This window comes from Stenotrophomonas sp. C9D9, assembly GCF_056491205.1.
Window position 1 is genome coordinate 467,283 of record NZ_JBSZIF010000003.1, and the last position, 21,241, is coordinate 488,523.

Below are 21,241 nucleotides of genomic sequence, written 5' to 3' on the forward strand. Positions count from 1 at the left end.
TCGCCTGAGGACACTGCGCCCCACATGGATACCGCGCTGACGCTGACCAACGACATGAAGCTCGTGCTCGGGCTGGTCGGCTTCACGATGGCGATGTTCCTGTTCGAGCGCATCCGCGCCGACGTGGTCGCGCTGGTGGTGCTGGTGGTGCTCGGTGTCACCGGCCTGATCGCGCCGGAGGAGATCTTCGGCGGTTTCTCCGGTAACGCGGTGATGAGCATCATCGCCACCACCATCCTCGGTGCGGGCCTGGACCGCACCGGGGCGCTGAACCGGCTGGCCGCCTGGCTGCTGCGGCGCGGCCATGGTGTCGAGCAGCGGCTGCTGATGATGACCACGGCCATTGCCGGCCTGAACTCGTCCTTCATGCAGAACCCGTCAGTGATGGCGTTGTACCTGCCGGTCGCCTCGCGACTGGCGGCGCGCACCGGGCTGACGATGCAGCGGCTGCTGCTGCCGATCTCGGCGGCAATCGTGATGGGCGGCGCGCTGACCATGGTCGGCAATTCGCCGCTGATCCTGCTGAACGATCTGCTGGCCTCGGCCAACAACAACCTTCCCTCCGGCCTGGCCACGATCGAGCCGCTGCGCATGTTCGCGCCGTTGCCGATCGGCGTGGCGCTGCTGATCGCCTCGCTGCTGTACTTCCGCTACTACGGCGACCGCAAGCTGATCGAAGAGGAAAGTCTGGTCAACGACGGGGTCACCCCGGCGCGCACCGAGAGCTACTTCGCCAAGACCTACGGCATCGAAGGCGATGTGTTCGAGCTGGTGGTGACCGCCGAAAGCCCGCTGGTGGGCATGACCCTGGGCGAGGCCGAGACCCTGCACGACGCGCCGCTGCTGCTGGCCCTGAAGACCGGCAACGACACCCGCCTGGCACCACCGGCGGAGATGCGCATCTGGGTCGGCAGCGTGCTCGGTGCGATGGGCCCGCGCGAGCAGATCAGCGACTTCGCGCAGAACCAGTTCCTGCGCATGTCCTCGCGCCTGAAGCACCTGGGCGACCTGTTCAACCCCAGCCGCGCTGGCATTTCCGAGGCGGTGGTGCCGCCGACCTCGAACGTGATCGGCAAGAGTGCGGCCGACCTGCGCCTGCGCAAGGAGCGCGGCATCAGCCTGCTGGCGATCAACCGCGACAAGCAGGTGATCCGCGAGGACGTGCGCGACGTGCAGCTGCGCGCCGGTGACATGCTGGTGTTCCACAGCATCTGGACCGACCTGGCGCAGGCCGCCCGCAGCCGCGACTTCGTGGTGGTGACCGACTACCCGACCGGCGAGCAGCGCCCGCACAAGTTCAAGATCGCGATGGCGATCTTCGCGCTGACCATCCTGATCGCGCTGACCAGCAAGCTGCCGGTGGCGCTGACGCTGATGACCGGCGTGGCCGGCATGCTGCTGACCGGCGTGCTGCGCATGGACGAGGCCTATGCCTCGATCAACTGGAAGACGGTATTCATGATGGCCGGGCTGATTCCGCTCGGCTGGGCGATGGACTCCAGTGGCGCGGCGGCGTGGGTGGCCGGCCACACCATCGACAAGCTGCCGACCGGCATTCCGGTGTGGGTGCTGGAGGTGGCGCTGGCGCTGCTGACCACGGCGTTCTCGCTGGTGATCAGCCATGTGGGCGCGACCATCGTGATGGTGCCGATCGCGGTGAACCTGGCGTTGGCGGCAGGTGGCAACCCGACCGCGTTCGCGCTGATCGTGGCGCTGTCGGCGTCCAACAACCTGATGACGGCCTCCAACCCGGTGATCTCGATGATCACGGGGCCGGCCAACTACACCCCACGCGAGATGTGGCGGGTCGGCGGACCGTTGTCGCTGATCTACACCTGCGTGGTGGTGCTGATGATCAACCTGATGTTCTGAGAGTTGGGTTTGTTGGCAGGGCTGCGCCCTGCACCCGCAGAAGCCGAAGCAACAGCAACAGCAACAGCGGGCATTCCGTGGGATGGCGAGGCACTGTGGGTTTGCGGGGACGCCGTAAACCCATCCATGGGGGCTTGGTCGCGGCATCCATGCCGCTCACACCCCGCAAACCCACAGTGCCCCGCCTTCGACAGTTTCACGCGGCTGGTGGTGGGTGCCGACCGTTGGTCGGCACGGATCTCGCTCTGGTAGCTGTCGACCTTGGTCGACACGGCTTTTGTAGAGTCGAGCCGTGCTCGACTGCTTCTGGCCTCAGGCCAGATAGACCTGCCCATCACGCACGTCCACCGGCACCGCACGCAGGCGGTCTCCCTTGCACGGGCCGGCGATGCAGTCACCACTGTCCAGCGCGAACGAGGCGCCGTGCGCGGCGCACACCAGATGACCCTCGCGGCTCTTCAGGAATTGCCCCGGCGCCCAGTCCAGGCGGCGGCCGGCGTGCGGGCAGATGTTCAGGAACGCGCGCACCTGCGCGCCGTCGCGGTACAGCACCAGCGATTCGGCATCGCCATCGACCACCGCTTCGACCTCGGCAAACGTGCCATCGGCAATGGCATCAAGGGCGATCAGGGCAGCAGCGGCAGTCATGGTGAAGGCTCGGACAGTAAACTCGCATTGTCGCACGCCCACTCAGGTGACTGGCTGCGACATGAACACAAGTCATTGATCCGTAATAAGCACAGGCTATATTTAACGAGTTTTTCACTCAATGACAGTGGCGCGTCCCGATACTCTGGTTTCGCTGATCCCAGCCTATCGAGCCGCCATGTTCAATCGCGCATCCGCCTTCAACCAGTTCCGCACCCTGTTCGCGCCGCGCAAGCCGCGCCACCCGCTGGTGCGCGTTGCCGTGGGCCTGCTTGGCCTGGCGATCCTGGCGGCAATGGTGTTCATCGGTGTGTTCGTCGGTGCGGCGATGATCCTGGTCGGCCTGGCGTGGAAGCTGCTGGCCTCGCGCAAGCCGGGCGTCGCCCGTCCGGTCGACCCGACCGTGGTCGAAGGCGAGTACCGCGTGGTGCGCAAGCCGGTGTTGCCGGCCTCGCGCTGATCCACCTGTTGCGAGCCCGCTGACGGCGGGCGCCATGCGTTCTAGACTGCGGGCACGCCCTTCCTGGATGCCCGCATGTCCGATGTCTCCGATGTGATCCCTGCCGTTGCCCTGCCGCGTGTGCCGGTAGCCGGTGGCGGCAGTTTCCCCGTGCACCGCATCTACTGCGTCGGCCGCAACTTCGCCGACCACGCCCGCGAAATGGGCGCGGCGGTGCCGGCAGCCGATGACCGCGGCCGCCCGATGTTCTTCAGCAAGCCGGCCGATGCGATCGTGGTCGGCCACGACGATGCCATCCCCTACCCGCCGGCGACCGCCAACCTGCACCACGAAGTGGAACTGGTGGTGGCGATCGGCCGCGATGCGCCCGCCGGCGAGCTGGCGGTGGCCGATGCCGACGCACTGGTCTATGGCTACGCCGTCGGCCTGGACCTGACCCGCCGCGACCTTCAGGCCGCCGCCAAGGACAAGGGCCACCCATGGGATGCGGCCAAGGGCTTCGATGCCTCCGCGCCGATCAGCGAAATCGTCCACGCCGAGGAAGTCGGCGACCTGGCCGCGCTGAACCTGTCGCTGGAAGTCAACGGCGAGGTGCGCCAGCAGGCGCTGCTCGACCAGATGATCTGGAACGTGCCGGAGATCCTGCATGAGCTGTCCAAGCTGTGGCAGCTGCGCGCCGGCGACCTGGTGTTCATGGGTACCCCGTCCGGGGTGGCTGCACTGAAGCCCGGCGACCGCTTCAGTGCCCGCCTGGAAAACGTGGCCGAGCGCCACGGCGTGATCGCCGGCTGACATCACCTGCGCTACCCTGCGCGCTGTCCACTTCCCCCACCGGAGAAAAACAACAATGGGAATGCTCACCGAGTTCAAGGAATTCGCGATGCGCGGCAACGTCATCGACCTCGCCGTCGGCGTGGTGATCGGCGCGGCCTTCGGCAAGATCGTGACCGCACTGGTCGAGAAGATCATCATGCCGCCGCTGGGCATGCTGATCGGCAAGGTGGATTTCTCGCAGCTGGCCTGGACGTTGTCACCGGCCAGCGTCGGCGCCGATGGCAAGGAGATCCCGGCGGTGGTGATCGGCTACGGCGATTTCATCAACACGCTCATCCAGTTCGTGATCGTGGCCTTCGCCATCTTCCTGGTCATCAAGGTGATCAACCGCCTGTCGCGCAAGAAGGAAGCCGCGCCGGCGGCACCGACCGAGGAAGTAGTGCTGCTCCGCGAGATCCGCGACAGCCTGAAAAGATAACGGAACGGGCTCCTGCGGGCGCCCTTTCCATCTGCGTGTCTGCGACGCTGCCCATGCGGTGTTGCTGTTATCCTCGTGCGCCCGCGCGGTGCCCTCGCACCGCGCGGGAAGCACGAAACCACCGCCCTTTGCGGTGGATGCCAGGAGGCACCGCTTGAACACCCCCACCCCGCGCATGGGCGCACTCGCCATACCCCTGCTACTGTCTGCCTGCATGTGCGTGGCCGGCACCGCGCAGGCGCGCGATATCTCTGTCACCGATGGCAAGGGCCATTACCTGCCCTACAAGCCGGGGATGGCACTGCCCAAGGGCGTAGCCGCGCCGCTGGACGGCTACAGCCACGCCGACCTGCTGCTGGCGGCCGCGCAGCCGATCGAGGCACAGATGAAAGCGCGCGGCCTCGATCCGACGCTGACCCGCGAGTCTCTGTTTGCAATGGCCGGCGTGCTGAACGAGGCGCTGGAAGCCAAGAGTGCCGAGTACCAGATCGCCACCGATCTGCAGAAGGCCGGCGATTCGCCAAAGGCCCGCCATGAAGCAGTGACTGCGCTGGCGAAGCGCTTTGGGCTGCTGACAGTCGATGCCACCTACGATTCGCTGAAGGGTTCGCCACTGTTGTCGCTCGACAAGCAGTTCCTGAACGACTACATCAACAACGCCGGCAACGGTGTGGCCAGCTACATCATGAAGCTAGATACCGCAGCCAGGTAATTCCCTCGGGCGCCATGGAAGCATGTGAAAGCCCCGCCCCGGCGGGGCTTTCGCTTTGCCGGACATGGCGGAAAACAGCGTTCGCGCCAGCCATGACCTCCCACCCATGCGCCGGGCTGAACGACTGTTAAGCTCCAAGACTTAGGTCCCTTCCCGGAGTTGTCCATGCGTCGCCGCATCCTTGCCATCGCATCCTCCCTCGCCCTGCTGGCCGCCCCGGCCTTCGCGGCGCCGCACACCACCACCCTGCCCCCGGCATCGCTGGCCACCGCCGCACAGCTGCGCGACCAAGCGCTGGCCGATGACACCGGCTGGAAGGTGGTCGAATCGCTCACCACCGAGATCGGCCCGCGCATCGCCGGCGGCGAAGCCGACGCCCGCGCCGTGGCTTGGGCCGAAGCCAAGTTCAAGGCCCTGGGCTTCGACAAGGTGTGGAAGGAGCCGGTGACCTTCCCGAAGTGGGAGCGCCGCAGTGAACACGCCGCCGTGACCGGCAAGAATCCGCAGCCGCTGCAGATCACCGCATTGGGCGGCAGCCCGGGCGGCACCGTGGAAGCCGAGGTGGTGCGCTTCGCCGACCTGGCCGCGCTGCAGGCCGCACCGGCGGGTTCGCTGAAGGGCAAGATCGCCTTCGTCGATTACCAGATGCTGCCCTTCCGCGATGGCCGCGACTACGGCCGTGGCGGCGCGATCCGCAGCAAGGGCCCGTCCGAGGCGATCCGCAAGGGCGCGGTCGGCTTCCTGATGCGCTCGGCCGGCACCGACTCGCACCGCGTGCCGCACACCGGCATCACCCGCTTCGACGACGGCCTGACGCCGGTGCCGTCGGCGGCGCTGTCGGTGCCCGATGCCGACCAGCTGGCCCGCCTGCTGGCGCGTGGCAGCACCACGGTGAAGGTGGCGCTGGATTGCGGCTGGGACGGCACCGCCACCTCGTACAACGTGATCGGCGAGATCACCGGCCGCAGCCTGCCGAAGGAAGTGGTGGTGATCGGCGGTCACCTGGATTCGTGGGACCTGGGCACCGGCGCAGTGGATGACGGCGCGGGCGTGGGCATCACCATGGCTGCCGGCCACCTGATCGGCCAGCTGAAGCAGGCGCCGAAGCGCACCATCCGCGTGATCGCCTTCGCCAACGAGGAACAGGGCCTCTACGGCGGCAAGGCCTATGCCGAGGCACACGCCAAGGACGTGGCCCTGCACCAGTTGGCCGCCGAGAGCGACTTCGGTGCCGGCCGCATCTATGCCTTCAACACCGGTTCGCCGAATCCGGAAGGCTCACGTGAAGCGACGAAGCAGATTGCCGAAGTGATGAAGCCGCTGGGCATCGAGTACCAGGCCGACAAGGGTGGCCCGGGCCCGGACGTCGGCCCGCTGGCCGCCAAGGGCGGTGCGTGGGCGTGGCTGGCGCAGGATGGCTCGGACTACTTCCACCTGCACCACACCGCCGACGACACGCTGGACAAGATCGACCCGAAGGCGCTGGCACAGAACGTCGCCGCGTACACGGTGTTCGCGTACCTGGCGGCGGAAGCCGACGGCAGCTTCGGTAGCGAGGCCAAGGCGACCACGCCGCCGAACGAATGATGCACTGGCGCCGGGCCATGCCCGGCGAGCGCAGCGGAAAGAGCGGTGCGAACCGAGGTTCGCACCCACCGGGCAATGGCGCGGGTCAGATCCCTCGCCTTGGCGAGGGATCCGACCCCGATCCTGTCAGCCTTCCCACACGCTGGTGTTGCGCACACCCAGCAGCTTCGGGTTGTACAGCGGATCCTTGCCGGCCTGGCGATGCTGCTCGTAGTCGCGCAGCGCCGCCAACGCCGGTTTCTGCAGCAGCAGGATGGCAATGATGTTCAACCAGCTCATCAGACCGACGCCGATATCGCCCAACGACCACGCGATCGTTGCACTGTTCACCGCCGAGTAGCCGGTCGCGGCCAGGAACAGCAGCTGGAACACGCCCATCGCCCACGGCGCGGGACGATCACGGCACAGGTAGCTGACGTTGGTCTCGGCCATGTAGTACAGCGCCAGGATGGTGGTGAACGCGAACGGCAGGATCGCCAGCGCTACGAACGAACGGCCGAAGCCCGGCAGCGCGGATTCCACCGCATGCTGCACGAAGCGTGGCCCAGCCTCGACGCCAGGCAGGCTGCCCAGCAGCAGGCGCGCCTCATCCGGAATGCCGTTCACCGCCGGGTCGTAGACGTTGTACAGGCCGGTGGACAGGATCAGGAAGGCGGTGGCGCTGCACACCACCATGGTGTCGATGTAGACCGAGAACGACTGCACCAGGCCCTGCTTGACCGGATGCGAGACTTCGGCGGCGGCGGCCGGATGCGCGCCACTGCCCATGCCGGCCTCGTTGGACAGCACGCCACGACGCACGCCCCACTGGATGGCGGTACCGATCATTGCGCCGAACGCCGCATCCACGCCGAAGGCACTGCGCAGCACCAGCATGATCACCTCCGGTACCTTCTCCGCGTTGAGCACCATCACCAGCGCCGCGACCAGCAGGTAGGCCACCGCCATCAGCGGCACCACCCATTCGGCCACGCGCGCGATGCGCCGCACGCCGCCGATGAGGATGGCGCCCAGCACCAGCAGCAATACCGCAGTAGTGGTCATCACCGGCACGTTCCAGGCTTCGTTCACCGCACTGGTGATCGCGTTGGACTGCGTGCCGGCCAGCATCGCGCCCGCCAGCACCGTCACCAGTGCGAACAGCACCGCATACCAGCGCTGGCCGAGGCCTTTTTCGATGTAGTAGGCCGGGCCGCCGCGGTACTGCCCCTTGGCATCGCGATCCTTGTAGATCTGCGCAAGCGTGGATTCGATGAAGGCACTGGACGCACCGAGGAAGGCAACGATCCACATCCAGAAGATCGCACCAGGACCGCCGAAGGCGATGGCCATGGCGACGCCGGCAATGTTGCCGACGCCCACACGGCTGGACAGCGAAAGCGACAACGCCTGGAACGGCGAGACGCCGGCGTCGGAACGCTCATGGCGGAACATCAGGCGCAGCATGTCAGGCAATGCCCGCAACTGGATGAAGCGCGTGCGCACGCTGAAGTACAGGCCGGTGAGCAGGCACAGCACCACCAGATAGGGGCTCCAGACGACGCCGAGGATCGCGTTGACGATGGATTCGATGTTCATCGATAGCCCCTCAGAAGAACATGCCCAGGGCGACCTGGGGGCTGATGATGCGGCCGGTGTTGCGGCCGGCCACGCTGAACTCCACGCCCGCGATCAGGCCCAGTGACGGGCTGAAGTGGTACTCCACGGCCGGCGCCAGGGTGACGCTGCGGCTGGCCGGGCGATGCTCTTCGATCCGTTCGATCGCACCGCTGCTGTTGCGTGCGAAGCCACTCAGGCGCTGGCCTGTCTCGCGGCTGGCGGCCACCTCCATCACGCCCACCCAGCGCGAATTGAAGCTGTACTCGGCGCCGACCGACAGGCCCAGCACCGACCCGCGGGAGATATGCCCCTGGAAGCTGTCATCGGTGCCGTAGACGCTGGTGCCGGAAATGGCGGTGCGCGACGGTGCCGGCCCGGCACTGAGCTGGGCACGCCAGCGCACGGGGCGGTCATTGCCCAGCCACACGACCTGCTGCACGCCCAGCGCTGCGGTGGTGCGCTGCACGCCGTCGCCCTGCGCATCGAGCGGATTGCCGGTGATGCGATCGTGGCTGCCGGTGCTGAAACGCTGCACCAGCGCGACCGAGATGGCCGGACGGGTGCCATCGGCATTCGGCGCCTGCAGCAGGTACTGCAGCCGCGCGGTGGTGTCACCGGCGCGGAAGCCGCTGCTGCGCGCACTACCGGACTCCGAGCGCGAGGCGCTGAGATTGACCTGTCCCATCACGCGGTCGCTGAAGCCATAGATGATCGGCACCACGGTCGCCCATGCGCCGCTGTGCTCGGCACTGCGGCGGCGATCACCGTTGTTGTCGTAGTGGTCGCGACTGTCGACCCGCACCAGATAGGGTTCGATGTACCAGTTGCCCTGCGGCAGGCCGGCCGGATTGGGGGTGATCAACGGCCCGGTGAAATTGACCCCGTCCATGCTGCGCTCTTCGGCCTGCACCGCGGGGGCTGCAAGCGCGCACAGCACCAGCAGCAGGGATGCGCGCATCGCGTTGGGTTGGATTCGATGCATGGGAACCACTCCTGTTCGACGTTGGATGGACGTCCACCGTGCGATGCAGGATGCGGCTCAACAATGAGACAAATTCTAAAAGCGCGTACTCATGCATCAAGCATGCTTGATGCATCGTGATCGGTCGCAATCAGCATGCTTTGCAGGTGGCATCCCGCGTGCGATCCGCACGATCACGCCGAGTATTGCGGAATCCGCGCAAAAAACCCGGCCACGAGGGCCGGGTTCCAGGTCACCACGCGATGAAACAGCCGCGTCAATCGGCGCGACGGCTCGCCCACTGCGCCAGCAGCACCGCCGTGGCCGAGGCCACGTTCAGGCTCTCCACTGCACCGCTGCCGGGAATCGAGACCTGCAGGTCGCATGCACCCGCCAGGCTGCGGTCCATGCCCTCGCCTTCGGCGCCCATCACATACACCAGGCGGGCCGGCAGCGAAGTGCGGAACACGTCGTCACCGCCCTCCACCAGGGTCGCCGCCAGGCCGAAGCCGGCCGCACGCAGCTGCGCCATCGCCTGGGCTGTATCCGGCAGTTGCACCAGCGGCACCGCTTCCGCACCGCCTTCTGCAACGCGCGCGGCGGCACCGGACAGCGCCAGCGTGCTGCCGGCCGGCAGCAGCAGCGCCTTGGCGCCGAAGTGCGCGGCCGAGCGCAGGATCGCACCGAGGTTATGCGGGTTGCCCACGCCATCCAGCCACAGCGCCAGCGCCGGGCCGTCGCCGACCTGCTCCAGCCACTGCGCCAGCGGCAGTGCCGGAGCACGCAGCACATCGGCCACCACGCCTTCGTGATGGGTGGTACCGGCGAGCTTGTTCAGATCGCCGTCTTCAACCACGCGGTACCCCACACGGTTGGCCACGCACCACTTCAGCAGCGGCTGCAGGCGCGGAATGCGCGCCTCCAGCAGGTACAGCTTGCGCAGCGCCTGCGGCCGCGCTTCGAACGCGGCCAGCACGGCATTCAAACCGTACAGGCGCAGCTCGTCGCTGCCACCGCGCCCACCACCGCCCGTAGCCGGCGCCTCCGGGCGCGGCAACGGCGTTGCGCGCGGCGGACGGGCGGACGGGCGGCGGTTGTTCCAAGGGTTGTTCACTTACACACTCTCCTGCTTGCGCTGGCGCCAGAAATCGGCGTTCTTGATGCCCAGGGCATCAGGGTCGAACACCGGATCCAGGCCCAGCTTCTTCTGTCGTTCGTAGTCACGCAGGGCCAGCATCGCCGGCCTCTGGATGATGAGGATGGCAATGATGTTCAGCCAGGCCATCAGGCCCACGCCGATGTCACCCAGCGCCCAGGCCAGGGTCGCATTATGGAACGCGCCGAACACCACCATGGCGATGATGCCCAGGCGCAGCACCAGCACGGTCAGCGGGCGCTTCTTGTTGTGGTTCACATAGCTGAGGTTGGTCTCGGCCATGTAGTAGTACGCCATGATGGTGGTGAAAGCGAAGAAGAAAATGGCGATGGACACGAACGCCGAGCCCCAGCCCGGCAACACGGCTTCCACACCAGCCTGCGCGTAGCCAGCACCTTCCGGAATACCGGCCAGGCCCTGGAAGATCGGCGGGGCACTGGCGCCTGCCGCCGAATATACGTTGTAGGTGCCGCTGGCCAGGATCAGGAACGCGGTGGCGGTGCACACCATCATGGTGTCGAAGTAGATGGCGAAGGCCTGCACATAGCCCTGCTTGGCCGGGTGCGAGACTTCCGAGGCGGCTGCCGCGTGCGGGCCCGAGCCCTGGCCAGCTTCGTTGGCGTAGATGCCGCGCTTGATACCCCACTCCACCGCCAGGCCCATCATCGCGCCGAACGCGGCGTGAGTGCCGAAGGCGCTGCTGAAGATGATGTTGAACATCTCCGGCACGCGGTCGTAGTTGATGATCATGATGACGATGGCCATCAGGATGAAGCCGGCTGCCATGAACGGCACCACCACTTCGGCGAAATTGGCGATGCGCTTGACGCCACCGAAGATCACCACGCCCAGCAGCAGCGCCACCACGATGCCGATGCCCAGCTTCAGCGCCTGCACCGACTCCATGCCGAAGGCCTGGCCATCGAGCGGGCCGCACAGTGCGGTGCCACGGCAGGCGTTGATGATGCTGTCGGCGATGGCGTTGGCCTGCACGCCCGGCATCAGGAAGCCGGCGGCGATGATCGTGGCAAAGGCGAAGGCCAGCGCGTACCACTTCAGGCCCATGGCTTTTTCGATGTAGTACGCCGGGCCACCGCGGTAACGGCCTTCGGCATCCTTGGTCTTGTAGATCTGCGCCAGGGTGCATTCCACGTACGAGGTGGACGCGCCGAGGAAGCCCATCACCCACATCCAGAAGATCGCACCGGGGCCGCCGAAGGCGATGGCGGTGGCCACGCCAGCGATGTTGCCGATGCCCATGCGGCCGGCCATCGACATGGCCAGCGCCTGGAAGGAAGACACGCCGGCGTCGGATTTCTCACCCTTGACGGTGAGGCGGCACATTTCGAGGAAACCCCGGATCTGCATGAAGCGCGTGCGCAGGCTGAAGAACAGGCCGGCGCCCAGGCACACGAAGATTAGTGCCTTGCTCCAGATGATGCTGTTGATGAAGTGTACGGTTGCTTCCACGCGCGCTCTCTCCAGTCGGCGGGTTGTAAGGACGTCCCGTCGGCTGGAAGGGACCGGTCGATTCTCCCTGATCGAAGGCCGCTGCGGTAGCGCCAGAAGGATGGGGTCGGATCCCTTGCGCGCTGCGCAAGGGCTCTGACCTTGGTTCTACCGTTTGGCGGGTTGGGGGTCAGAGCCCTTTTCTGGCGAAAAGGGATCCGACCCCGCGCCTGTTCAAGGCAGCTGCATGCGCACCCGGGCGAAACGGCGCAGGTCGTGCAGCACGCCGCGCTTGTAGACCGCACAGCGGTCCACGCCCTCCTCCTGGAAGCCGTTCTTTTCCAGCACCCGGGCCGAGCCGAGATTGAAGTCGACCACCCCGGCCTGCAGCCTGAACAGGCGAAGCTCGTCCATCACCCAGGGTGCGAACAGGCCGACCACCCGGGTCATCACTCCTTGGCCCCAGTAGGCCTGGCCCAACCAGTAGCCCAGCTCGGCCATGTGTCCGCGCTCGGCCACGCCCTGCTGGGCACCGACGCTGCCGCAGGCCTGGCCGTCGATCTCGATGGCCAGGTTCAGGGTGCCCGGGGCCAGCACGCGGCCGGCGAGGAAGGCCTCGCCATCCTCGCGCGTGTACGGATACGGGAAGCGGTCGCGCAGGCCGCGCGACACCTCGGCGTCGTTGGCGTGGTGCAGCAGGGATTCCAGATCGTCCGGGCGCCAGGGGCGCAGGAGGAAACCTTCACCCTGTAGTGGCGGGGTCAGAGACCTTTCCGTTCCGGAAAGGGATCCGACCCCTGGTCCGACCCCGTCGGCAGGCCGGTCAGGCATGACCGCCCACCGACGGCGATTCCGCTTCCTGCTTCTCCAGCTCGCGCTTCACCGCTTCCGGCGAACGGGTGTACGGAGCCAGCCGCGCGTAGAACGCCGGCACCACGAACAGCGACAGGAAGGTCGAGAGGGTCACGCCGAAGATGATCACGATGCCGATCGTGCCACGGCTGGCCGAACCGGGACCACCGGCCACCACCAGCGGAATGGCGCCGACCACGGTGGCGATCGAAGTCATCAGGATCGGGCGCAGTCGCACCATCGCCGATTCGATGATCGCCTCGCGCACGCTGCGGCCGTCGTCGCGCAGCTGGTTGGCGAATTCGACGATGAGGATGCCGTTCTTTGCGGCCAGGCCGACCAGCATCACGATGCCGATCTGGCTGAACAGGTTCACGGTACCGCCACTCACCCACAACCCGACCAGCGCACCGAGCACGCCCAGCGGCACGGTCAGCATGATGGTCAGCGGATGGATGAAGCTCTCGAACTGCGCAGCCAGCACCAGGTACACCACCAGCAGGGCCATGGCGAAGGTGAGCAGCACGGCGCCACCGGCGCTCTGGTACTCGCGCGATTCGCCCTTCCAGTTCACCTGCGCGTACTGCGGCAGTTCTTCCTGCGCCACGTTCTGTGCCCAGGCAATGGCCTCGCCCAGCGGATAGCCCGGCGCCAGGCCGGCACTGATGGTGATCGAGCGCAGGCGGTTGAAGCGGTTCAAGGTGCCGGCCTCGGCCACTTCACTCAGCGTGACCAGGTTGGACAGCGGCACCAGCTCGCCGGAAGTGGCGCGCACGCGGATCGCGGCCAGGTCGGCCGGGCTGGCGCGGCCGTCACGTCCGGCCTGCACCAGCACGTCGTACTCCTCGCCGTTGTCGACGAAGGTGGTGACGCGACGCGAGCCCATCATGGTTTCCAGCGCCGAACCGATCGCGGTGACCGGCACGCCGAGGTCGGCCGCACGCTGGCGGTCGATGTTCACCCGCATCTGCGGCCGGGTTTCCTTGTAGTCCGAGTCCGGGCCGACCAGGCCGGGGTTGTCGGCCATGCGCAGCAGGATGCGGTCGCGCCACTGCGCGATCTCCGCGTACTCCGGCCCGCCCAGTACGATCTGGAACGGCTGCCCGCCACTGCGCACCAGGCCGCCACCGACCTGGGTACGCACGCGCACGCCACGGATGGTGTTCAGTTCCTTCTGCAGTTCGTTGGCCACGTCCGGGGTGGCCTCGCTGCGCTGGCGCCACGGCTGCAGGAAGATGCTGACGCGGCCGGTATGCATTTCCTCGCTGGCACCGAAGCCACCGGGCACGCGCGGGTTGGCGCGCACGATCGGCTTGTCCGGGCCGACATGCGGGGCCAGCAGCGCTTCCACCTGCTGCACCTGCTGCACGGTGTAGTCGTAGCCGGCGCCTTCCGGGCCGTCGATCATGATCTGGAACGAACCGCGGTCTTCGGCCGGTGCCAGCTCCGACGGCAGCAGCTTGAGCAGGCCCCAGCTCGCGGCCAGCGCGGCCACCATCACCAGCAGGTAGATCCAGGTGCGGTCGACATGGTGATCGAGCATCCGCCCATAGGCACCCGCGAGGCGTTCCAGGTTGCGGTTGATGAAGCCGTGCAGGCCCCGCGGCGCCTGCCCGGTGTGCGGCTTGAGCAGCTTGGAGGCCATCATCGGCGTCAGTGTGAGCGCCACGAACGCGGACAACGCCACCGCGGCGGCCAGCGCCACTGCCAATTCGCGGAACAGGCGCCCGGTGTTGCCTTCCAGGAAGCCGACCGGCAGGAACACTGCCACCAGCACGGCGGTGGTGGCGATCACCGCGAAGGCGACCTGCGCGGTACCGCGCTTGGAGGCCACCAGCGGTGGTTCGCCCAGGTCGATGCGGCGCTGTACGTTTTCCACCACCACGATCGCATCGTCCACCACCAGGCCGATGCACAGCACCAACGCCAGCAGGGTCAGCAGGTTGATCGAGAAGTCGAACGCATACAGCGCGATGAACGCCGCGACCAGGCAGACCGGCACCGTCACCGCCGGAATCAACGCGGCGCGGAAACTGCCGAGGAACAGCCAGATCACCGCCAGCACCAGGATCATCGCTTCCACCAGCGTGGCGTAGACGCGGTCCACCGCCGCTTCGATGAAAGTGGTGTTGTCGAAGGCGACGAAGATCTGCGTGCCCTTGGGCAGGGTCAGCGCCACCCGCTCGGCTTCAGCGCGCGCGGTGCGCGCCACGTCCAGCGAGTTGGCGGTGGAGGTCTTGACGATGCCCAGGCCGATGCCCGGCTCGCCGTTGCTGCGGTAGTACGCGCGGCGTTCGGCCGAGGCCAGCTCGATCTTCGCCACGTCGCCCATGCGCACTACGTAGCCATCGCGGCCCTTGCCCAGCGGGATGGTCGCGAAGTCTTCGGGCTTGATGTAGTTGCGCTCCACGCGCAGGGTGAAATCGCGGTCGGTCGACTCGATGCGGCCGGCCGGCAGCTCCACGTTCTCGTTGCGCAGCGCGGTTTCCACGTCGCCGGTCGTCAGGCCGCGTGCAGCCAGCTGGTCGCGGTCCAGCCAGATGCGCATCGCATAGCGCTGGCGGCCGCCGATGCGGACCTGGGCCACGCCATCAAGGCTGGAGAAGCGATCGACCACGTAGCGGTCGGCGTAGTCGCTCAGCTCCAGCGTGTCCATGGTCGAGGAGACCATGTTGAACCAGATGATCGGGTCGGCATCGCTTTCGACCTTGGCGATTTCCGGCGGCCGCGCCTCTTCCGGCATGCGGTCGGCAACACGGCTGACCGCATCGCGCACGTCGTTGGCCGCCGCTTCGATATCGCGGTTGGAAGTGAATTCGATGCTGACCTGCGAGCGGCCGTTGGTGCTGCGCGCGTTGATCGTATCGATGCCTTCGATGCCGGCCAGCGCATCTTCCAGCACCTGGGTGATGCGGCTTTCGATGACCGCCGCCGAGGCGCCGGTGTAGTCCACCGACACCGAAACGATCGGCGGATCGATGGCCGGCAGTTCACGCAGGGTCAGGCGGGTGAAGGACATCACGCCCAGCACCAGCAGCAACAGGCTCATCACCACGGCGAACACCGGCCGCTGGATGGAGATGTCGGACAGCTTCATCCGCCGTGGCCCTCTGCCGCGACCGGTGCCGGTGCATCAGCGGGCTTTGCACCACTGGCCGGTGCCGCGTCCTTGGCAGCAACCTTCAGGCCGGGACGCAACTTGCCGGTGCCATCGACCACGATGCGCTGGCCCGCTTCCAGGCCCTGCCTGATCTCGACCACGCCGGCACGGCGCGCGCCGGTCACCACGTCCACGCGCTCGACGCTGTCGTCTGCGGTGATGCGATACACGTAGGTATCGCGGCCGACCTGCACCACGGCGATTTCCGGAATCACCAGCGCCGGGCGCTCGGGGCGGAACAGGCGCACGTCCAGCAGCATGCCCGGGCGCAGCGCATGGTCGCCGTTGGCGAAATCGGCGCGCACCGTCACTGCACGGGTGGCCGGATCGATGCGCGCATCGATGGTGCTGACCACGCCCTCGAAAGTGCGGCCGGGCCACGCCACGCTGGTGGCACTGACCTTGTCACCGACGCCCAGCGCGGCCAGCTCCACTTCAGGCACCTGGAAATCGATATGCATGTGCTCGATATCGTCGAGCGTGGCGATCACCGTGGTCGGCGTCAGCAGCGTGCCCGGGCTGACCTGGCGGATGCCGAGCACACCGGCGAACGGCGCACGCACGCGGCGGTCACCGATGTCCGACTGCATCTGCGCCACGCGCGCTTCGGCGGCATCGCGGATCGACTTCTGCGTATCCAGTGTGGCACTCGACACCAGCCGCTGCGTGGCCAACTCACGCTGGCGCTTGTACAGCTGGTCGGCCTCGTGGAACGTGGCCTGCGCCTGCACCAGCGCGGCCTCCTGGGCCTGGCCGCGCAGGGTCACGATCGGCGCGCCGGCCGCAATGTGCTGGCCGCTTTCGAAATGCACTTTCTCGACGATCTCGCTGACCTTGGCGGTCACGCTGATCGACTCGCGCGCCTTGGCCGTGCCCAGCGCCTGCAGGGTGTCGCTCCACTGGCGGGACTGCACGACCTGCGCGGTGACCGGCACCGCTTCTCCCTGCCGACGTGCGGCGGCCTCCTGTTTGCCTGCGCACCCGGCCAGCACGGCCAGGCTGAGGCCAAGGGCCAGGGTCGAAGCGATACGAGCCAACATGAACGGTCCTGATTGATCCACGGCCGCCGAGTGTAGGCAAGTGCCCCTGAAAGCGGTATGTGCCAAGCGTTTACCGGCGTGGAACCAAGGCCGCGATAGCGCCTTGAACCCGTTCCGTGCAAGGCTGCCACGGGCGGTGTCGGCGTGTGTCGGGGTGTATCCAGCCGTGCACCGCCCGGGCCGTCATCGTAGAGTCGAATCTGCCCGACGGAGGGCGTCGGGCGGGGACGGATCCTGGCGGGGATCCGGCCCCGTTTTTTTGCCCGTTGCCTCAATACCGGTAATTCAGCTTCATCCAGACGCTGCGCCCCGGCTCATTGATGCGCACCGGATCGGCGGGGAAGCCGAAGTCGGCGCTGCCGGCCAGATTCAGGTGCTCGCTGTAGGCACGGTCGAACAGGTTGTCGACACCCGCGCTGAGCTGCAACTGCGAACTGAAACGGTACGCGGCATTGAGCGCGAAGGTGGCAAAGCCAGCGCTCGGCCCGAGGTCCTGTGCGACGACATTGCCCTGGCCATCTGCGACACGATGCTGGTGGGTCACCGCGCGCAGCAGCGCACCGGCGCTCCAGCGCTGGCCTTCCCAGTTCGCACTCAGGCGCGCTTCCAGCGGCGGCATCTGCGGCAGCGGACGCTGCTGGTCGCGGTTCTCGCCCCAGGCATAGGCCAGCGTGCCGCCCAGCTTCCACTGTTCGGCCACGCTCACTTCCAGCCCCGCTTCGGCACCGGCAATGCGCGCATCGACGTTGCTGGCCTGGCTCATCCCCATCATGCCGCTGCCGTGGTAGGTGAACAGGATGTAGTCCTGGATCTGCCCGGCGTACGCCGAAACCCATGCCTGCACGCGCGGCCCCTTGTACTGCAGGCCGACGTCAAGCTGGGTCGTACGCTCGGGCTGGATGCCGGCAAACGCGTTCACCGCACCGGCCGGGCCGTGGTCGGGCGAGAACAGCTCCCAGTAGTCCGGCATGCGCTCACTGTGGCCGAGGCCGGCATACCAGGTCAGGCCATCGGCCAGGTCCTGCTCGTAGCGCAGGAAACCACTACCGAGCCATTCCTTGCGGCGCTGGCCTGCGGTCGGATTGGGCATGTTGCCCATCATCCCGCGGATCGACTGCCGCTCGTCGCGCACGCTGGCACGGTCGATGCGCAGGCCGCTGATCCAGCGCTGATCGGTGCCGGCACCGAGGGTCAACTCGGTGAACACGCCATAGCGACGGAAGTTGGCATCGGTCTCCCAGGCCGCCTGGCGATAGGTGCCGCGGCCCATGCCCATGCGGCCACGATGGCGGCTGTCTTCGCCATCCACACCCGCCACCAGCTGCACGTCCTGCCAGCGCCACTCGGAACTGACCCGGCCGCCCTGGGTACGGCGGTCCACGTTCGAGGCCATCGGCATCGGCATCATGCTGTTCGGGTTCGGCGTGCGCAGCGTGTAGTTGTCCATCACGTGATCGGCCTCGTTGTAGTACACGTTGGCCTGCACCGTGTCCCACGCCCCCGGCAGGTTGCGCTTCTCGAAGCGCGCGGCATAGCTGATGCGTTCGAACGCAGCCCCGTCCATGCCGCGTCCCGCGTAGCGTGCGATGGCATCACCGGCACCCGCAGAAATTTCCAGCAGGGTGTCGGCATCCGGCGTCCAGCCGATCGCCACGTCACCGTTCCACTTGCGCCACTTCGATGGCACCACATCGCCGTGGCCGTCCTTGTAGTCGTCGGCTTCGGAACGGTTGCCACTGGCGCGCACGTAACCGGTCGGGTTGCCCAGGGTCAGGTCCAGCACCTGGTCGTTGCGGTTGCGCGAACCGACCAGCGCACTGGCATCGGCACGCAGGCCCGGTTCCTCGAAGCGCGGTGTATCGCGCTCGAAGCGCACGGTGCCGGCCGAGGCACCGGCGCCCCAGCGCACGCTCTGCGGGCCCTTGATGATGGTCAATCGATCGAAGCTTTCCGGCGCGATGTAGGACAACGGATTGTCCATGCGCGACGGGCAGGCACCGATCAGGTTGCCGTCGTTGCTGAGGATGTTCAGGCGCGAACCGAACATGCCGCGCAGCACCGGGTCACCGTTGGTGCCGCCGTTGCGGATGGCGGAGAAACCGGGAACGGTCTTCAGGTAATCGGCGCCATCACTGGCGGGCACCGGCTGCCGCGGCAGGCGCGGGTCGGTCACCCAGTGCAGCGGCGAGGACGGTGCGGCGGCGGTCACCACCAGCGTGTCGAGGGTGCGCGCCTCTTCGGCGGGCGCGGCGTGGGCCACTGATGCGGCCACGGCCAGGCCGAGGGCAACCGGCAGGCGCGCACAGGCGCCCGCGGGGCGGGAAGTCATTTTCATTGGAACAGCTCCAAGTTACGCACGCGCGCACGGCGCCCGGTCAGGCGTCGTGTGGCAGATTCGGTAGGGACATCAGCGAACGATGGAGAAACGCGGCGGCCCGCGCGCGGCATGCGCCGGCCAGCGCAGCGCGGGCAGTACCTGCTGTGACCACGGGAATGCCAGCCGCGGCCGCCACAGCAGCGGCAACAGCAGCACCAGCACGGCCAGCCACGGCAGCAGGCGCATGGCCAGTACGCAGTATTCGCAGGCTTCGCCGTGCATGGCGTGGGGATCGACCGGGCGGTTGCGCTCTGCCGGCGCGCTGCCGTGCTGATCGTGCCCGGCCATGGCCATGTCGTGCATGTCATGGCCCATGGCAGCGTGGTCCATGCCTGCCATCGCGGCGTGGTCCATCGGCGACGCCTGCAGCGCGCGGCTGACCAGTGGCGCAAGCACCATCAGCAGCGTCGCCAGGACGGCGAGCTGGAGCAGAAGGCGCTGCGGGCGGGACAGGCGGGTCACCCCGCTAGTGTAGAGCCGGGTCCAGGGTTGCCCGTGCGACGAACCGTCGCAGGCATTTACGACACCCCGTCGCGGGGGTGTTCGGCAGGGCTGCGCCCTGCACCCGCCGAATCAACGTCAACGTCAAAAGCGGGCAATCCGTGGGATGGCGGGGTGGGTCCGGTTGCGGGGGACGCCGTAAATACGTCCATGTAGGCTCGGTCGCGCCCTCCATGGCGCTCACGCCCCCGCAACCGGCCCCACCCCGCCTTCGACAGATTCCTGCGGTCTGTTGGAACGGCTCTTGGGGTCAGATCCGTTTTCCTTCGGAAAACGGATCTGACCCCAGATGTATTTCGATATCTGACAGCTTCATCCACGGCATGGCGTGGATCTACCGTGTCGACCAAGGTCGACACCTACCAACAGCCATCGGAATCTGTCAGAGGTGGGGCGGTGTGGGCAGGCAGGACCGTTGGCGCCATGGATGGCGCCATCGAGCCCCCATGGATGGGTTTACGGCGTGTCCTGCCTGCCCAGCACCGCCCCGCCATCCCACGGAATGCCGCCTCTGCTGTTGCTGTTGCTTGCGCGCCGCAGCAGGTGCAGGGCTGCAAGCCCTGCTCGACCCACCTCACACCGTGATGGTCTGGGTCAGCGACTCCCAGGTCGGTGGCACCGGCCACGCGGCCACCTGGTTGCCATCCAGCACCCGCCGCAGGTCGCGCGGATCAATCTGCGGTGCCAGCACATGCACCAGCTCCAACGCGTAATCACGCAGCACGCGGTCGCGCGGCAGCACTGCCCATGCAATGCACTCGCTGATCGGGTCCGGCGCCGGCCACGATCTCAGGTCTTCGTCGTTGGAACTGACCGCCATTTCGGCCAGCAGGCCCACACCCAGGCCGGTACGCACATAGGTCTTGATCAGATCGGCATCAAGCGCGGTCAGTGCCAGATCCGGCACCAGCCCATTGGCGGCGAAGGCGCGCTGCAACGACGAATTCGGGCGGGTCGAGGATTCGTAGCTGATCAATGGTTGCCGGGCCAACGCGGCCAGGTCCGGTGCGCGTCCGGCGCGATCCAGCGGGTGGCCCTTGGGTACCACCACCAGCCGCCGCCAGCGGAACAGCGGCACGGCAATGCCATCGGTGGGCTCACCGCCAGCGGTGCTGATGATCGCAATGTCGGCATCACCCTGGTTCAAGCGATCCAGCGCGTCGGCTTCACCGGCCTGCTGCAGGTGCACGCTCACCTGCGGATACGCCTGCTTGATCGCCGCCACCGCCGGCGGCAGCACGAAGCGCGCCTGGGTGTGGGTGGTGGTCAGGATCAGCTGGCCCTGGCTCTCGCGCCGCTGGTTGGCCGCGTAGGTGCGGATGTTGTTGGCCTCGGCCAGCACCGCGCGGGCGCGGGCGATGACCTCGGTGCCGGCCGGGGTGACCGACTCCAGGCTGCGGCCCTTGCGCACGAACAACAGGAAACCCAGCTCGTCCTCCAGCTGCTTGAGCTGCTTGGACAGGCCGGGCTGGGTGGCGTGCACGCGCGAGGCGGCCAGCGTGATGTTCAGCTCGGCGTCGGCGATGGCAACCAGGTAGCGCAGCTGGGTCAGCGTCATGGGCAGGCAGGCGGCGTGGGGCGGAGGTCCACTCTAGGGTCAATTGCCGTCACCAGC

Annotated in this window: 17 protein-coding genes; 6 read left to right on the plus strand and 11 right to left on the minus strand. The window is 67.2% G+C overall.

From position 1 onward, the window contains the following. Positions 1-24: 24 nt before the first annotated feature. On the plus strand, positions 25-1,872 hold the full coding sequence (locus tag ACXI0D_RS04155; protein ID WP_049442680.1) for an SLC13 family permease: 1,848 nt from the start codon (positions 25-27) through the stop codon (positions 1,870-1,872). A 312-nt stretch (positions 1,873-2,184) separates the two neighbouring features. Here ACXI0D_RS04155 and ACXI0D_RS04160 read toward each other — a convergent pair whose 3' ends face one another. After that, entirely contained in the window at positions 2,185-2,520 is a 336-nt protein-coding gene (locus ACXI0D_RS04160) for a Rieske (2Fe-2S) protein (RefSeq protein ID WP_049442681.1), read from the minus strand. A 178-nt stretch (positions 2,521-2,698) separates the two neighbouring features. Here ACXI0D_RS04160 and ACXI0D_RS04165 point away from each other — a divergent pair, with 178 nt between their 5' ends. From ACXI0D_RS04165 to ACXI0D_RS04185, 5 genes are all read left to right on the plus strand, one after another. Next, complete coding sequence (locus tag ACXI0D_RS04165) at positions 2,699-2,980, plus strand: hypothetical protein (RefSeq protein WP_005410817.1); 282 nt, start codon at positions 2,699-2,701, stop codon at positions 2,978-2,980. Positions 2,981-3,055: 75 nt separating this feature from the next. Continuing rightward, a complete protein-coding gene (locus tag ACXI0D_RS04170; protein WP_019660190.1) occupies positions 3,056-3,772 on the plus strand; it encodes a fumarylacetoacetate hydrolase family protein in 717 nt (238 codons plus the stop codon). Positions 3,773-3,827: 55 nt separating this feature from the next. After that, on the plus strand, positions 3,828-4,232 hold the full coding sequence (gene mscL / locus ACXI0D_RS04175) for a large-conductance mechanosensitive channel protein MscL (protein WP_049442682.1): 405 nt from the start codon (positions 3,828-3,830) through the stop codon (positions 4,230-4,232). Positions 4,233-4,386: 154 nt separating this feature from the next. Next, positions 4,387-4,944 carry a hypothetical protein gene (locus tag ACXI0D_RS04180; RefSeq protein ID WP_152682111.1) on the plus strand — a complete coding sequence of 186 codons (558 nt, stop codon included), beginning with the start codon at positions 4,387-4,389 and terminating at the stop codon, positions 4,942-4,944. A 165-nt stretch (positions 4,945-5,109) separates the two neighbouring features. Next, positions 5,110-6,531, plus strand: a complete 1,422-nt coding sequence (locus tag ACXI0D_RS04185; RefSeq protein ID WP_049442684.1) for a M28 family peptidase — start codon at positions 5,110-5,112, stop codon at positions 6,529-6,531. Positions 6,532-6,657: 126 nt separating this feature from the next. Here the strand turns inward: ACXI0D_RS04185 and ACXI0D_RS04190 are convergent, their stop codons facing one another. The 10 genes from ACXI0D_RS04190 to ACXI0D_RS04235 all read right to left on the minus strand — a co-directional run bounded on the left by ACXI0D_RS04190 (position 6,658) and on the right by ACXI0D_RS04235 (position 21,184). Then, entirely contained in the window at positions 6,658-8,109 is a 1,452-nt protein-coding gene (locus ACXI0D_RS04190) for an alanine/glycine:cation symporter family protein (protein WP_049442685.1), read from the minus strand. Positions 8,110-8,119: 10 nt separating this feature from the next. Next, a complete protein-coding gene (locus ACXI0D_RS04195; RefSeq protein WP_101765993.1) occupies positions 8,120-9,112 on the minus strand; it encodes a hypothetical protein in 993 nt (330 codons plus the stop codon). Positions 9,113-9,368: 256 nt separating this feature from the next. Continuing rightward, positions 9,369-10,205, minus strand: a complete 837-nt coding sequence (locus ACXI0D_RS04200; RefSeq protein WP_101765994.1) for a TrmH family RNA methyltransferase — start codon at positions 10,203-10,205, stop codon at positions 9,369-9,371. Continuing rightward, complete coding sequence (locus ACXI0D_RS04205) at positions 10,206-11,717, minus strand: alanine/glycine:cation symporter family protein (protein WP_049442688.1); 1,512 nt, start codon at positions 11,715-11,717, stop codon at positions 10,206-10,208. It lies immediately after the preceding gene. A gap of 213 nt (positions 11,718-11,930) precedes the next feature. Then, positions 11,931-12,527 carry a GNAT family N-acetyltransferase gene (locus ACXI0D_RS04210; RefSeq protein WP_049442689.1) on the minus strand — a complete coding sequence of 199 codons (597 nt, stop codon included), beginning with the start codon at positions 12,525-12,527 and terminating at the stop codon, positions 11,931-11,933. Next, entirely contained in the window at positions 12,520-15,645 is a 3,126-nt protein-coding gene (locus ACXI0D_RS04215; RefSeq protein ID WP_049442690.1) for an efflux RND transporter permease subunit, read from the minus strand. The genes ACXI0D_RS04210 and ACXI0D_RS04215 overlap by 8 nt, the downstream gene beginning before the upstream one ends. Further along, positions 15,642-16,748: an efflux RND transporter periplasmic adaptor subunit gene (locus ACXI0D_RS04220; RefSeq protein WP_014038290.1), complete on the minus strand. Its 1,107-nt coding sequence runs from the start codon at positions 16,746-16,748 to the stop codon at positions 15,642-15,644. Before ACXI0D_RS04220 ends, ACXI0D_RS04215 begins: the two co-directional genes overlap by 4 nt. 271 nt (positions 16,749-17,019) lie before the next feature. After that, positions 17,020-19,083, minus strand: coding sequence for a TonB-dependent copper receptor (locus ACXI0D_RS04225; protein ID WP_049442691.1), 2,064 nt, complete (start codon positions 19,081-19,083; stop codon positions 17,020-17,022). A 72-nt stretch (positions 19,084-19,155) separates the two neighbouring features. Further along, positions 19,156-19,587 (minus strand): DUF2946 domain-containing protein, encoded by a 432-nt coding sequence (locus ACXI0D_RS04230; RefSeq protein ID WP_049442692.1) that lies wholly within the window; start codon positions 19,585-19,587, stop codon positions 19,156-19,158. Positions 19,588-20,200: 613 nt separating this feature from the next. After that, entirely contained in the window at positions 20,201-21,184 is a 984-nt protein-coding gene (locus ACXI0D_RS04235; RefSeq protein ID WP_101765999.1) for a LysR family transcriptional regulator, read from the minus strand. Positions 21,185-21,241: the final 57 nt, after the last annotated feature.